This is a genomic window from Marinobacter sp. M1C (assembly GCF_023314135.1).
In the GTDB taxonomy this organism is placed as follows: domain Bacteria; phylum Pseudomonadota; class Gammaproteobacteria; order Pseudomonadales; family Oleiphilaceae; genus Marinobacter.
On the sequence record NZ_CP092289.1, the window covers coordinates 3,933,888 to 3,947,783 of the forward strand.

The window sequence follows — 13,896 nt, forward strand, 5'->3', positions numbered from 1 at the left end:
ATCAATTCCCCTGTGCTTCCCTTAGCTATTGTTACTACCTATTTAGTCTATTTAGTTCTCATCCGGAAACGTAACGCACTAATATTTAAAGATAAACTGGACTCTCTAGTGTCCCTTAACAAAAATCCGTATAGATAATTTTTCTGTCCTGTATAATCTGACAAACAGACACAGGAGAGGTGCTCATGGCGCGGATAGCTAGACCCCTTGAAGTAAGTGACTCTGAGCGAGAGGAGTTGGAGTCGTGGTTGCGGCGACAACGCATGCCTGCGGCTGAACAGTTGCGAGCGCGCATCATTCTGCTAAGTACTGAAGGCCTTCCAGGCAGGGTGGTCGGTGACCGCGTTGGGGTGACCTCCGAAACGGTGAGTAAGTGGCGAAACCGTTTTAAGGCGCGCCGGGTTGCAGGCCTGACTGATGCGCCCAGAACCGGTCGGCCTCGAACCATAAATGATCAAAAGGTTACTGATTTAATTAATAAAACGCTCAGGGAAAAGCCAAAAAATGCCACCCACTGGTCGACGAAGCTGATGGCAAAAGAGGCCGGATTGAGCGCTATGTCGGTGAGTCGAATCTGGAGGGCTTTTGGTTTGAAGCCGCATCGCCATGATACGTTCAAGCTGTCTACCGATCCCCATTTTGTAGCCAAGGTTCACGATATCGTTGGCTTGTACATGAACCCACCAACGAAGGCGTTGGTGCTGTGTGTCGATGAGAAAAGTCAGATACAAGCTATCAATCGAACTCAGCCAGCGCTGCCCCTGTCCTTCGGGCACACAGAAACCAGAACACATGATTACGTCCGACATGGCACCACGACGCTGTTCGCGGCACTTGATATAGCGACCGGGGAAGTGATCGGCAGACTTCATCGCCGACACCGTGCAACGGAATTCCTGGCCTTTTTAAAAGAGATTGATCGCGCCGTCCCACACGATTTGGACGTTCATCTAGTCATGGACAATTACGGGACGCACAAAACGGCAAAGGTGCGCGCCTGGTTTGCCGCGAGGCCGCGCTATCACGTGCATTTCACGCCGACTTCAGCATCCTGGATCAATCAAGTCGAGCGGTTCTTTGGGCTGATTTCAGAGCGCTGGATTAAACGAAATTCACATCGCAGCACACGTGAGCTTGAGAGCTCGATCAAAGACTATCTGAAGATTTACAATGACGACCCGAAACCCTTTGAATGGCATAAATCTGCCGACCAGATTATTGAGTCAATCGCTAGATTATCAGACAAACTCAATAAACAAACGGACTTCTGTTAAGGGACACTAGGGAAACGCTGATTAATTCAGCTTGAGCTCTGGATTTGTTAAAATCAAATCCCCGACAATCGAACCGACCAGGAACGATCATGAAGCAGACGAGTTTCGCCCAAGCCGAGTTCGCCGCCAAGAAAAAGATAACCCGACGTGAGCGGTTTCTGGCCGAGATGGAACAAGCCGTGCCCTGGTCACGGCTGCTGAAAGCGCTCTCGCCCTATTACTATCCCGAGTCTCGCGGCAAGCGAGGACGCCCGCCCATTCCCCTGAAGCGCATTCTGCGGATGTACTTTGTTCAGCAGTGGTATGCCCTGGCCGACGAAGCACTGGAAGATGCCATTTATGACAGCCAGGCCTTGCGTGACTTTGTCGGTATCGACCTGAGTGTGGAGTCGGTTCCGGACGCCACGACCCTGCTGAAGTTCCGCCACCTGCTGGAAAAGCAGGCCTTAACCCAAGTCATCTTTGAACAGATCAACGACCACCTGGCCGAGCGCGGCATGCTCATGCGCGAAGGCACGATCGTAGACGCCACCATTATTGCGGCGCCGCCATCCACGAAGAACCGGGCCAAGGCGCGGGACCGAATCGTCGGACCACCAGAAATGCACCAGGCCAAAAAAGGCAATGAATGGCACTTTGGTATGAAGGCTCACATCGGTACGGATGCAGACTCCGGCCTGGTTCACAGCCTGACGGGTACGGCTGCCAACGTGGCGGATATCACCGAGTCCGAACACCTGTTGCACGGTGATGAAACCGAAGCCTACGCGGACGCAGGCTATACCGGCGTGGCCAAACGCCCAGAGTTCCAAGGGTTGGATGTGGTCTGGCACGTGGCTGAGAAGCGCGGCAAGCTTAAGAAGATGGAAGAAGGCCCGCGCAAGACTCTGACGGCCCAACGGGAGCGTGTGAAAGCTCAGATCCGTGCCAAGGTTGAGCACCCATTCCCCGTGGTGAAAAACCTGTTCAGGCATCGTAAAGTTCGCTATCGGGGGCTGTTAAAGAACACGGCGCAGCTGTTTACGCTGTTCGGCTTGGCCAATCTTGTACTGGCCCGTAGGCTAAATCCGTCTCCAGGTGCCTAAAGTGCGCCTAAAAGGCGAGATCTAGTCAAAAAAGCGGCTGGGTTATCGCACACCGGCAGAAGTTTTCTGGGGCGAATACTCAGGGGGCTTGGATACGAGCGGTGCTGCACTTAATACTTGAATCTAGGGCTCAATGATTCATAAGCACGACTATGTTGAGAACGGCACCCCACTGATTAACCCGTCTCATATGGTAAATGGCACGATCAAAGAAGACCGCTCGATCAGCGTCACCGAGTCTAAAGCAGATGATCTGGCAAGTTATCGCCTGGCGGAAGGCGACATTGTAATGGCCAGACGAGGCGAGGTTGGCCGATGCGCAATTGTAGCTAACAGAGAAGCCGGCTGGCTGTGCGGAACCGGAAGCTTCGTGCTGCGGTTTAATCCAGACATCAACCGAAGATTCATTCTACTTTTGTTTGCTACAGCCACTGTTCGCAACTACCTATCGGGCAATTCAGTCGGAACGACTATGACCAACCTGAACCACAGCATCTTGAACAAGATGCCCGTGGCATTACCTTCCGCCGATGAACAACACCGCATCGTCCAAAAAATCGATGAATGAACTCATGGCTCTCTCCGATCAACTTAAAGAACGCCTGAACCAGGCCAGCGAAACCCGCTGCCAACTGGCCAATACAGTTGTGGAGGCAGCTCTTGGTTAACTGTTTATACTGCTTAAGAGTAGATACTGGAATAGCTTGCGCTGTCCTTATAACTACTCGGAACTTCCCTTTTTGGAAACAAACTCTATAATTCCCTCAAAGGAAACTTTCTAGCTTATGAAAATTTTAGGAAGAGAAAACATTTACGATTTTATTCGTAAGCACGCTTCATCCAAAAAACCGCTGGAAGCATGGGTTAATGAAGCTGAGGGGGCGGCCTGGCAGACCCCACAAGACATCAAGAACCGCTATCGCAGTGCAGATTTTCTCGCCGGCAATCGGGCCATTTTCAATATCAAAGGCAATGATTACCGACTCGTCGTTAAAATCCGCTATCAGAACGGCATTGTGGTGGTGGAGTGGGTGGGCACTCACGCTGAATACGATAAAAAGCGATTTTAAGGAATAGACATCATGGATCACATCAAAATTATCAAAACTCCGGAGGAACATGAGCAGGCTATGGCCCGTGTCATGGGTCTCATGGATGCTGATCCTCAGCCGGGCAGTCAAGACGCTGATGAGCTGGATTTGCTGGCACTGTTAATAGAACGCTATGAGCGTAAGCAATTCCCGGTTGATGTGCCGGGCCCTCTGGACGCCATCCGTTTCCGTATGGATCAGCAGGGCCTCAAGAAGAAAGATCTGATTCCTTACATTGGCTCCGCATCCAAGGTCACCGAGGTACTGAACGGCACACGCAACCTGAGCCTCAACATGATTCGTCGACTCACTGACGGCCTTGGAATCCCAGCCGACGTACTCATTCGGGATATGTCACAGGAAACCGCAAACAGCCAGGATATCGACTGGCAGGCATTCCCTCTGAGCGTGATGCGAAAAAGAGGGTATTTCGAGGGGTTCAACGGCTCGCTCCAGGAATTGAGCGAGTATGCCTCCGAGTGGGTAAGCAAGTTATTGAAGGGTATTCCGGGCGGCTTTGAGCTCAAACCAGCGATGCTCCGTACCACCGCGCATTTGCGTTCTAACGACAAAGTAACAGACCCATACGCACTGTGGGCCTGGCAGGCTCGTGTACTGCACAAAGCTCAGGAGCAGAGATTACCCATCGCCTACAAAAAAGGGACTGTTAACCTGGCATGGCTGAAAACTCTTGCTCAACTGTCCTGGTCGGAAAAAGGATCGCAGCTTGCAATTGAATACTTGAACAAAACGGGCATTCATCTTGTTATAGAACCTCACCTGCCAAAAACCTATCTTGACGGGGCGGTATGTATTGCAGCGAACGGCAATCCAGTAATTGCCATGACGCTCAGACACGACAGGCTCGACAATTTCTGGTTCACGCTCATGCACGAACTTTCACATGTTGCTCTACATCTGGATGGAACAGAGACTTGGTTTATAGATGACCTCAAAGCGAGGAGTAACGACGAAAAGGAAGACGAAGCTGACGCACTGGCTCAGAGTGCACTAATGCCTTCCCAAATATGGGAAAGCCAAAAGCCAACAGACCCGGGCAGCATTCGAACTCTTGCCCGAGACCTCAACATCTCGCCTTGCATTATTGCAGGCAGATTGCGTCATGAATCCGGCAACCACATGCTTTTTGGGACGCTATTCAGAGAAAAAATCAGCTTCTGATATGAGCTCTTCGTAGGCTGGCTACTAGGCGGGTGAAGTCGATTTCCCGCAATACCCAATGGCAGCGCCGGCTTGAAAAACAGCTGGAACTATTTCCAGTTCAGCATTGATCGAAGAAGTTGGTACTAAGCGGTATGGGAATTAGAGAAGATTGAAAAGATTGGTGTAGGCAGGAAATAAAAACCCCAGCGTAGATTGCGATTGTCAGCAACCAAGAGGCCAGGGTCGTATTAAGGATTATATGAACAACTCAGGCTTGCAGCCTCAGGGGACTACTCGGCATCATCAACCCATTATGGTGAATGATTTGTGTCAGTACATAAACAAGTGGTCGGGCGGGCGTGCCGTTGGAGCGGAACACTTCTCCGGTTAAACCAGCACCGCCTGAAAGCATACGATTTAACATAGTGAGATGGCCCCTGGGCACATATCCCAGCTTACATCCCTTGCTTTCCATCCGAATTGCACTCGAGTCCACCGGGTTATTCGGCTCAGGAACGAATTGAACTTCATCGCCAGCTTGCAGCTCCGAAACTTCAAGTTCGGCCTCATGTCGGAATCCCGCGACTTCAATCAACACCTCAAAAGCCGCCGGTGGCTCATCGAAGGGGTGCACAAGCTCAAAATCGTCGTCCGGCAACTTGGCGCCACTATAGCCCAACAAAGCAAATTCACTAATGTCCGCGTCAGCCGGAATGGCCCGAAGCTCAAGATAACGGCTAAAATCTCGCCTGGTGCGCGGCGGCAGGCGGCGCGTGAACGCTTCCATCACTTGATGACGGTGCTCTACCTGCTTCAGCGGAAAGGCCGGATAACCTTGGAATCCTACCTCTTTGGCGCGAGCCATCTCAGTTCCAACACTGTACTGGAGCACCACATGGCCACCCTGCTTTACCAATTGCCCCACACGATACCGGGAGCGCTTTTGGCTCTCTCGTGCCTGCCAAAAAAGCAGCAGTCGTTGTGGTTCAACCAGATGTTCAATCAAGCGGGTCATGTCAGTTCTCCAGGGCCTGCAGTAGGCGCTCTCTCCTTCGCAGTGTAAGAAAAGCAACGAACTCAGCGCGCTGCTGAGTAAATGGATGAGGAAGGTCAAAGCACGTTAAGTTATGCAGCATTGCCACCAACTCATCCTCGCACACTCCCACGAGCCGTTCTATTAGTATTGCCCTAATCTCAGGGAAATGCTCACAATACCGAACAATTCCTTGAATTGACGGTAAGCGCCGTTCGTCACCCAACGACCAGCGCATCTGATGCTCCCCTCTTCGTAGATAGGCGTTAAACTCGTTCGGATCACGCACCATGCGTTGCATTTTCTCGGGTTGCAACTCATGGCCGAGACTGGTTCCGTTGTCAAAATATGGTGCAAACCTCGCGGTAGGGCTGTCTTCTGTCCAAATCAGACCCCAGTTCTCTTGATGCCTGTCGGTATTACCAATTAAGGCGTCAAAACAAAGACCTAGCCCCCAGTAAAGTCGCCAATCATGAGAGAGCCATCCGCCTCGCTCCAGTACACGGCTTAACGTAATGATAGTGGATAGATTGTGTCGCTTGCCTTTCTCCCGATCGTAGTCAGGAATGCGGCGTTGCATGTAGTCTCCGCCTGGGAAAAAACGCTCATCGTTTTCGTCGTTGTATCCTAAAAACCATTCGTTTACGGTTCCCGGCTCATCACTGAGCGAATCAATTGCCACAAAAACAGGAGGTAAAGTCAGACCCATCAATCGACCAACACGAAAAGCGATGACCTCGGCCCAATACTGATCAGGATGTCTCGGTTGATTTGGATTCTTGGCGCTTTTTATCGCCTCTTTGAAGAGGTAACGATGCCCGGCCAGGCAGAAGTCGAATGGGGCAGGGCCTGGAGAAACGCGCAACGACTTGTCGCGAGCACCAACCGGAAAAACTTCATAGTCCTGGTGGATATCCCAGCCCGCAATATCAATCACCTGCCCGGGCTCTTGCCAAACTTCCCTTCTATCAATCATCTTTATCTGGCCCGCACAAAACAAAAAACCCCGCACCAGCTTTACCGCAGTGCGGATCCACCGATTGAGGCCGTATTACATTAACATTAACTGTGAGCGCAAGCTTTCTCAATAATCTTTGGCGCCCACAAAGCAATACCCCCCCCGCGTAAGCTCCAATCGGGACCAAGAGGCAGAGGTCGTGTTAGCGGCAAGATAATGGACTGAGCGCCCAACAATCAAGCGCCAACACTAAGCAATGGCTGGTGGAGCATATGATACGACTGGAGCAGGCCCTTAGCGGCCCGCTGGAGAAGATTAAGCAGGAGTTGAAAACCACAGACCTGAGCAAAGAGCCGGTTCAGGATGCTGAATAAAGCCGGAATCTCTGGTAGCTTTGGATTTCGCGAGCAATATGCGCCGCCAAAAGGAACTCTAGACAAGGAAATGTCATGACTGAACAACAAATACGGATTTTTACATCGAACGATGGCCAGGCCCAGCTTGAAGTGGCGCTGCAACAGGAGACTGTTTGGCTTTACCAAAGCCAGATGGCTGCATTGTTCGACACCTCAACGGATAACGTCGGTTTGCACCTGAAGAATATCTATCAAGAGGGTGAACTGAAGGAAAATCCAACTACCAAGGATTTCTCGGTAGTTCGGCAGGAAGGCAAAAGACAGGTTCGCCGAAGCATCACGCATTACAACCTGGATGCCATTATATCCGTTGGCTACAGAGTCAGCTCACAGCGCGCAACCCAGTTTCGCCAATGGGCCACCCAAGTCCTCAAAGACCACCTGGTTCAAGGCTACACCCTCAACCAGCGCCGGCTCACGGAACGCGGCATAGAGTTCGAGCAGGCCGTTAATCTACTGAGCCGCACCCTGACTCATCAAGGATTAATTTCCACCGAAGGCGAAGCCGTTGCCCGAGTCATCAGTGACTACGCCCGTTCGTGGAGCCTGTTGCAGGGCTACGACGAACAGCGGTTGGCCGAAGTGGGTATCAAGCAACTTGATATGCAGCCATTGGAGCTGGACGAAGCACTGACGGCCATTGGCCAGCTGAAGCGAACCTTGATTGCCAAGGGCGAAGCCACCGAACTGTTCGGCCAGCTCCGCGGGAATGGCCTTACATCAGCCCTTGCTACGATAGAACAGGGCTTCGGTGATGAGCTGTTCTACCCGAACATCGCCACACGCGCCGCTCACTTGCTCTACTTTGTAATAAAAAATCACCCGCTGGCCGACGGCAACAAGCGCTGCGGCTCTTTTTTGTTTTTGTGGTACCTGCGCCGCAACGCGTCCTTGCTGGCAAAGCCGGTAGAACAACTTATCAATGACAATACCCTAGTGGCATTGGCCCTTCTGGTCGCTGAGAGCCTGCCGGATCAGAAAACCCTGATGATCCGGCTGATTGAGCATTTCATAATGCTGAAGGAGCCCCCTAGGGAATAGGACTGAGAAATGCCTGAAGGTCAGCTGGAACAACAATGTCTGGCACGATCAGGCGCTTCTGGTGGACTTCGTTAAACAGGAACCCGTGCAGGCAGACGACCGGGACACATTGCGCCAGCTGCTGGCTGAACGTGAATTCGCTGGAATCATCTTCACCACAGCACAGAAGTTCGCCTTACTGAATAACGAAAACTTCATAATAAACCGGCCAATCATCCGGCCAAAATCACTTCGCATCATGCCAAGAAAAAATAATAAAAATGATCTAAAATAAACAGATAGCAGTGCTTATCTTATAAAGACAGTGGTTACAAAACCGGCCAAACCATGACATCGAAACTTGCCATCACTCCCTTTTTCCCCCAAGAATCCGCGCTTCAACAGCATGGGATTTTTGACCTGGTGACTCAATTGAATCGCCAAGCAGCAAAGCTGACGGGGATGATACCGACCCAAAGTGCCGATACAATCCGTTGCCACATGGCAGTCATCAACTTCTATTATTCCAACCTTATCGAAGGAAAACGAACACTTCACCATGAAATTCGGGAGGCTCAGTGCGGGCACTACAGCGACGATCCAGTTAAACGTGATCATCAAATAGAGTCGGTCGCGCACATTAGGGTTCAGAAATGGATTGAAGGCCAGGAACTGACACTGAAAACAGTTTGTTCTACGGCGTTTATTCTCACACTTCACCGTCGGTTTTATGAGGGGCTTCCAGAGTCCTTGCGACAGCTACGCGATGAAAACGAAATCGTTGCAATGGTTGAGCCTGGACAATGGCGGCAACAGAATGTGAAAGTCGGGCGGCATGTTCCTCCTGATGCCAAAGGTCTGGCGAGTTTGATGGAGGGGTTTTGTGATGAATACCGATCTGCCCGCTATCCAGGCTACAGCCGGCTGATCGGCCTTGCTTGTGCTCACCATCGATTTTTATGGATTCATCCGTTTATGGACGGGAATGGTCGAGTCGTTCGGTTATGGACCGACGCCCTCTTTCGGGCGGAAGGTTTGGAGAGCTACGGCATCTGGTCCCTCAGCCGAGGGCTGGCTCGCCAGTCTTCAGATTACAAAGCAGCTCTGGCACAAGCAGACTATCCAATGCAGGGCACGAATGATGGTCGCGTTCCTGGAATGACCCGGAAGTACAGACCGATTACAGTTCTATTGCTTTACAATGCGTTCCTAGCAGGATCTCTGGAACGGGCTGATGCCATCGATCTAACGGGGATGCCGAAACGTAGTGCTATACGATTACTTGCGCAATTAAAAAAGGAAGGCCTGCTCAGCGAAACCAGCAGTCGATCACCTCTAAAATGGGATATCCCGGAGTATGCAGAGCCGTTTTATTTCCCGCAGCTTGCACCAGGTGCCTAGCATTCGCCACGCTTACTGAGGAACACTGCATAATCAAGCGCCAACACTGAGCACGCGATTGTCTATTTTTTAAAAACTACACTTTGAGGTTTTCATGTTTTCTGGATTGAGCTCTGTTTTCCGACCAGTGATGCGCCTGAGTCTTGTTTCTCAAATTGCCATCGGCATTGTTGCCGGTGTGCTGCTGGTTATTATATCGCCAGAGGCTGCCGGCTCTGTTGCGCTTCTTGGTCAGTTGTTCGTCTCGGCATTAAAAGCCGTGGCGCCGGTGTTGGTTTTTGTGCTGGTGGCTGCAGCCATTTCAGGACACAAACAGGGCCAGCCCACCCATATCCGCGGGGTGTTGATTCTTTATATAACAGGAACGCTTGCAGCAGCCGTGGTAGCAGTGGTGGCCAGTTTTCTGATGCCCACAGAGTTGACGCTGGACCTAACGGGCGTAACTGGAAATCCGCCTTCGGGTGTTGGCGAAATTCTGACAAATTTATTACTAAGCGCTGTCGCCAATCCTGTCACAGCATTGATGGAGGCCAACTTCATCGCCATTCTGGCATGGGCGATTGGCCTTGGCTTTATGTTGCGTAACGCCAGCGAGGCAACGCGCCAAGGTCTTAACGACCTTTCTGACGCTGTCTCCGGAATCGTTCGTGGCGTTATCCGCTTTGCGCCTCTGGGCATTTTTGGGCTTGTTGCCACTACGCTGGCGGATGCAGGTCTGGCTGCTTTGTTGGAGTATGGCCAGCTGCTTGGGGTTATTGTCGGCTGCATGGTGTTTGTGGCGCTGGTGACGAATCCGTTACTGGTGTTCTGGCAGATTCGCAGCAACCCTTACCCACTGGTGTTCGAGTGCTTGCGTGGCAGCGCCATCACCGCTTTTTTTACTCGCAGCTCGGCAGCCAACATACCTGTTAATCTTGCGCTGTGTGAGCGCATGAAACTGGATGAAGACACTTATTCGATTTCTATCCCGCTGGGCGCAACCATCAACATGGCCGGTGCCGCCATCACCATTTCGGTGATCACTCTGGCGACGGCGAACACGCTTGGCATCCCCGTTGATTTTCCCACCGCGCTGATTCTTTGCGTCGTCTCAGCCCTGGCGGCTTGCGGTGTTTCCGGAGTCGCCGGCGGCTCGTTGCTTTTAATTCCTCTGGCAACCAGTCTTTTTGGAGTGCCCATTGAAGTTGCCATGCAGGTGGTCGCTATTGGCTTCGTAATCAGCGTGGTGCAAGATTCCACCGAAACAGCCCTTAACTCTTCTACTGACGTGCTATTCACCGCGGCAGCCTGTCGACGGGCGGAAGCCCGGCAAGAAGGGTGAGATTTGAATATTGAAGGTTGGGCGGCATAGCAAATCAGGATGCACGACATGCTAGCAGAGTCTAATAACCTCATTTTTGTGGGTATGCCCGGCAGCGGTAAAAGCACGGTGGGTGTGCTGGTTGCCAAAAAACTCGGACTGGGTTTTATTGACACCGATTTGTTGATACAGCAAGAAACCGGACGTACGCTTCAGCAGATCGTTGACCAGGATGGATACGTTGCCTTGCGAAAGGTAGAGGAGCAGGTGCTATTGAACTTGAATGTGCAACAGCACGTCATCAGCACCGGTGGCAGCGCCGTCTATAGTGACGCAGCCATGAGGCACCTCAAGGTGACAAGCACTGTTATCTTCCTCGATATTTCTCTGGATACGGTTTTCGCGCGGATTGGTGACTACAGTTTGCGGGGTATTTCAAAAAGGCCTGATCAATCGCTTTTGGAGCTTTTTGAGGAGCGATCCGCCTTGTATTCCCGCTATGCCGACCTGACGATTCGGGGCGACGCCCTAAGTCACGATCAGGTTTGCGACGCTTTGATAGACGGCCTGGGCAGTATCAAAAACGAGGCGCGCCCATGCAGCTAAGTTACTGGTGTCACGGCACCATGTCATCTGGATCAACTAACCCAAGTTCGAGCCCGACGGTGTAAAAACTGGTGACCGAAAATTCACTGATTTCGCTGGACGTGTGGGCAACCGTAATACCTCTACACAGGTGCGAGCACGCGGCCTTAGTCACTTCCTGCAACAACGCAAAATCACGGAAGTAGTCTTTTAGCGGGTTTTCACCCAGAGCTTTACGTTTTTGACTCTTCCTCTCGATGCGATCATCGATTGCCCTTTCCAGACGTTCCATTATTCCTGGCCGGCTATGGTTTAATACATCGACTAGCTGGGAATATTTAAGCTCCAGAATCACATTGTCTCGGTCAGCATTGGGCGAATGGTACTCAGCAATCCTCTCGTCCAGACAAACAAGACCGCGGGACAGGCCAAATCTGGCAGCAACCAGAGGCGTAATGGCGGAAATACCCCGCCCTTCCAGCGAGTCACCTTGTGTGATGAGGAACTTTGGCTTTTGTATCTGCTTTTGGCCCCAGTACGACATGATTCGTTCTGAGACCTCAGCTGCGACAACAACAGGATCCCGTGGGTCGTAGCCACCCATTCCCTCGACCACGACCACGACAGGATGATAGTGGCCGAGTGATAACAATAAGTGTTGTGTCAACGTTCTTCCTCCCGGGTGCAAGTCTGAAACTGATCAGAGCTTGATCATGCGCAGATAAAGCCGAAGTTCAACTCAACCGTTCAGAAACATACCTTTTGCTTTTTCATTAGATATAGACGGCGGAATAATAACGTCGCCGCCAAACCAAGACAGGATTATTTTTCAGCCCGCTCCACCATCACAAGAATGCGCCTGACCATGCCTTTATTGATTCTTACCGGCAGATAACGCGCTTTCAGCCAAACACCCTGCCCGCTTGCATCAAGATTCAGAAAGCGCCCATTCTGTGCAACGCCAATAACCAGACTTCGCCAGAACACAATGTATTCTTCGCTACCGGTATAGGCACTCTCGCAAAGCACACGGTGATGCTTCCCGGTTAACTCTTCAGCCTTGTATCCCAGCAGCGCAAGGAATGCGTCACTTACCCGTTCAATCAGGCCATCCGGGGTAAGCACCAGAACGGCCGAGGATGCTTCAATGGCCTGGAAATCCGCCTCCAGCTCGATAATCCGCTTTTCGGCCGCCTCAAGTTTGTCGAGAGCAGCCTGCAGTTCTCGTTTTTTCTTACCAAAAAATGCCATCAGATAGCCTCTTCGTGCAAAAGGAGAGCTTTGGAAAACCGGCGCAGCTGGCGATGTGCGTTAAGCAAAGTGTGTTAGAAAATGTGTCATCAAATGGTGATAAGAACGCCGCCGCTTGCCAGGATAACCACCACCGCCCAAGCCGGTAATTTCCATACGCTTAAAAGAAGAAAGCCGGTCAGTGCCAACGCAAATTCGTAGGGGCCCAGAATGGCGCTGGTCCACACCGGCTGATAAAGCGCTGCGCCCAAAATGCCCACCACAGCCGCATTGGCACCGCTCATCAATGCTCGCGCGCGACCCCAGCGGCGAAACCGGTTCCAGTGCGGCAACACCGCCACCAACAGCAGCATTCCGGGCAAAAAGATCATAAAGAGCGCCAGGGCAGCTCCGAAAAGGCTACCGCCCAGCGGCGTCATCACGGTCCCCAGGTAGGAGGCAAACGTAAACAACGGTCCGGGCACGGCCTGAGCGGCACCATAACCCGCCAGAAATTCGTTCGCCCCGACCCAGCCGGATTGCACCACCTCGGCTTCCAGCAACGGCAGCACTACGTGACCACCGCCAAACACCAGGGCGCCAGCGCGATAAAAGGCATCCATCACCGCCAAAGTGGCGGAAGGGGTAACCCAGGTCAGTAGCGGCAGGCCCAACAGCAAAACAACGAAGAGAAGCCCCGCCAAAAAGCCGGCCCGGGCAGAAACAGTTAGCAGCAACTCGGGTGCGTCGTTGTCAGCCTGAACCCGGCACAGCACCATGCCCGCTAAGGCGCCAATGACGATGGCCGTGACTTGGCCCAAGGAGCCGTCGAACAACACCACAGTGAACACCGCTGCCAGAGCGATGCCGGCGCGCTGGCGGTCAGGGCATAAATTGCGCGCCATTCCCCATACCGCATGAGCGACTATCGCCACCGCTGTCACTTTCAAGCCGTGAATGATGCCTTGGCTTACGGGGTCATCAAGCATCCCGGCACCCAAAGCGAACAGCACCAATACAATGGCTGAAGGCAGCGTGAAAGCAGCCCAGGCTGCAGCTGCACCCCAAGGGCCGGCTCGCATCAGGCCCAAGGCGAAACCTACCTGACTGCTGGCCGGTCCGGGTAAAAACTGACACAAGGCGACAAGGTCGGCGTAAGCCTGCTCGGAAAGCCAGCGACGGCGTTCCACAAACTCCGTACGAAAGTAGCCAAGATGGGCAATAGGACCGCCAAAGGACGTCAGGCCCAATAGTAGAAATGCGCTAAAAACCTCTCTAATGCGCTCTCTACTATATCGGGGCAGGTTTGTTTTCATAAATCCCTCTCAGTTACGGCCAG

The 13,896-nt window shown here is 52.2% G+C and carries 15 protein-coding genes; 10 read left to right on the plus strand and 5 right to left on the minus strand.

The features are described 5' to 3' along the window. The first annotated feature begins 185 nt into the window (after window positions 1-185). From MIH19_RS18550 to MIH19_RS18570, 5 genes are all read left to right on the plus strand, one after another. On the plus strand, window positions 186-1,274 hold the full coding sequence (locus MIH19_RS18550; RefSeq protein ID WP_249006263.1) for an IS630 family transposase: 1,089 nt from the start codon (window positions 186-188) through the stop codon (window positions 1,272-1,274). An 89-nt stretch (window positions 1,275-1,363) separates the two neighbouring features. Beyond that, window positions 1,364-2,359, plus strand: a complete 996-nt coding sequence (locus MIH19_RS18555) for an IS5 family transposase (protein WP_249006264.1) — start codon at window positions 1,364-1,366, stop codon at window positions 2,357-2,359. Window positions 2,360-2,492: 133 nt separating this feature from the next. Continuing rightward, window positions 2,493-2,927: a restriction endonuclease subunit S gene (locus tag MIH19_RS18560; protein ID WP_249006265.1), complete on the plus strand. Its 435-nt coding sequence runs from the start codon at window positions 2,493-2,495 to the stop codon at window positions 2,925-2,927. 217 nt (window positions 2,928-3,144) lie between these two features. Beyond that, the gene (locus MIH19_RS18565) at window positions 3,145-3,429 is read left to right on the plus strand and encodes a type II toxin-antitoxin system HigB family toxin (protein WP_249006266.1); all 285 of its coding nucleotides are present in this window, start codon (window positions 3,145-3,147) and stop codon (window positions 3,427-3,429) included. A gap of 12 nt (window positions 3,430-3,441) precedes the next feature. Further along, window positions 3,442-4,632, plus strand: coding sequence for an ImmA/IrrE family metallo-endopeptidase (locus MIH19_RS18570; protein ID WP_249006267.1), 1,191 nt, complete (start codon window positions 3,442-3,444; stop codon window positions 4,630-4,632). A gap of 250 nt (window positions 4,633-4,882) precedes the next feature. On the opposite strand, the gene MIH19_RS18575 is transcribed toward MIH19_RS18570, so the two are convergent. Both MIH19_RS18575 and MIH19_RS18580 read right to left on the minus strand, forming a co-directional pair. Beyond that, complete coding sequence (locus tag MIH19_RS18575) at window positions 4,883-5,629, minus strand: HIRAN domain-containing protein (protein WP_249006268.1); 747 nt, start codon at window positions 5,627-5,629, stop codon at window positions 4,883-4,885. 1 nt (window position 5,630) lies between these two features. Next, window positions 5,631-6,584 carry a hypothetical protein gene (locus MIH19_RS18580; RefSeq protein WP_249006269.1) on the minus strand — a complete coding sequence of 318 codons (954 nt, stop codon included), beginning with the start codon at window positions 6,582-6,584 and terminating at the stop codon, window positions 5,631-5,633. Between the two features lie 470 nt (window positions 6,585-7,054). Here MIH19_RS18580 and MIH19_RS18585 point away from each other — a divergent pair, with 470 nt between their 5' ends. The 5 genes from MIH19_RS18585 to MIH19_RS18605 all read left to right on the plus strand — a co-directional run bounded on the left by MIH19_RS18585 (window position 7,055) and on the right by MIH19_RS18605 (window position 11,348). Further along, the gene (locus MIH19_RS18585) at window positions 7,055-8,062 is read left to right on the plus strand and encodes a virulence protein RhuM/Fic/DOC family protein (protein WP_249006270.1); all 1,008 of its coding nucleotides are present in this window, start codon (window positions 7,055-7,057) and stop codon (window positions 8,060-8,062) included. A 61-nt stretch (window positions 8,063-8,123) separates the two neighbouring features. Continuing rightward, window positions 8,124-8,336, plus strand: coding sequence for a hypothetical protein (locus MIH19_RS18590; RefSeq protein WP_249006271.1), 213 nt, complete (start codon window positions 8,124-8,126; stop codon window positions 8,334-8,336). A gap of 53 nt (window positions 8,337-8,389) precedes the next feature. Beyond that, window positions 8,390-9,442, plus strand: a complete 1,053-nt coding sequence (locus tag MIH19_RS18595; RefSeq protein WP_249006272.1) for a Fic family protein — start codon at window positions 8,390-8,392, stop codon at window positions 9,440-9,442. Between the two features lie 94 nt (window positions 9,443-9,536). Further along, the gene (gene sstT, locus MIH19_RS18600) at window positions 9,537-10,763 is read left to right on the plus strand and encodes a serine/threonine transporter SstT (protein ID WP_249006273.1); all 1,227 of its coding nucleotides are present in this window, start codon (window positions 9,537-9,539) and stop codon (window positions 10,761-10,763) included. Window positions 10,764-10,811: 48 nt separating this feature from the next. Then, window positions 10,812-11,348: a shikimate kinase gene (locus tag MIH19_RS18605; protein WP_249006274.1), complete on the plus strand. Its 537-nt coding sequence runs from the start codon at window positions 10,812-10,814 to the stop codon at window positions 11,346-11,348. Window positions 11,349-11,358: 10 nt separating this feature from the next. Here MIH19_RS18605 and MIH19_RS18610 read toward each other — a convergent pair whose 3' ends face one another. The 3 genes from MIH19_RS18610 to chrA all read right to left on the minus strand — a co-directional run bounded on the left by MIH19_RS18610 (window position 11,359) and on the right by chrA (window position 13,873). Next, complete coding sequence (locus tag MIH19_RS18610; RefSeq protein WP_249006275.1) at window positions 11,359-11,994, minus strand: shikimate kinase; 636 nt, start codon at window positions 11,992-11,994, stop codon at window positions 11,359-11,361. A gap of 155 nt (window positions 11,995-12,149) precedes the next feature. Next, window positions 12,150-12,578: a PAS domain-containing protein gene (locus MIH19_RS18615; protein ID WP_249006276.1), complete on the minus strand. Its 429-nt coding sequence runs from the start codon at window positions 12,576-12,578 to the stop codon at window positions 12,150-12,152. 89 nt (window positions 12,579-12,667) lie between these two features. Then, a complete protein-coding gene (gene chrA, locus MIH19_RS18620; protein ID WP_249006277.1) occupies window positions 12,668-13,873 on the minus strand; it encodes a chromate efflux transporter in 1,206 nt (401 codons plus the stop codon). Window positions 13,874-13,896 lie beyond the last annotated feature (23 nt).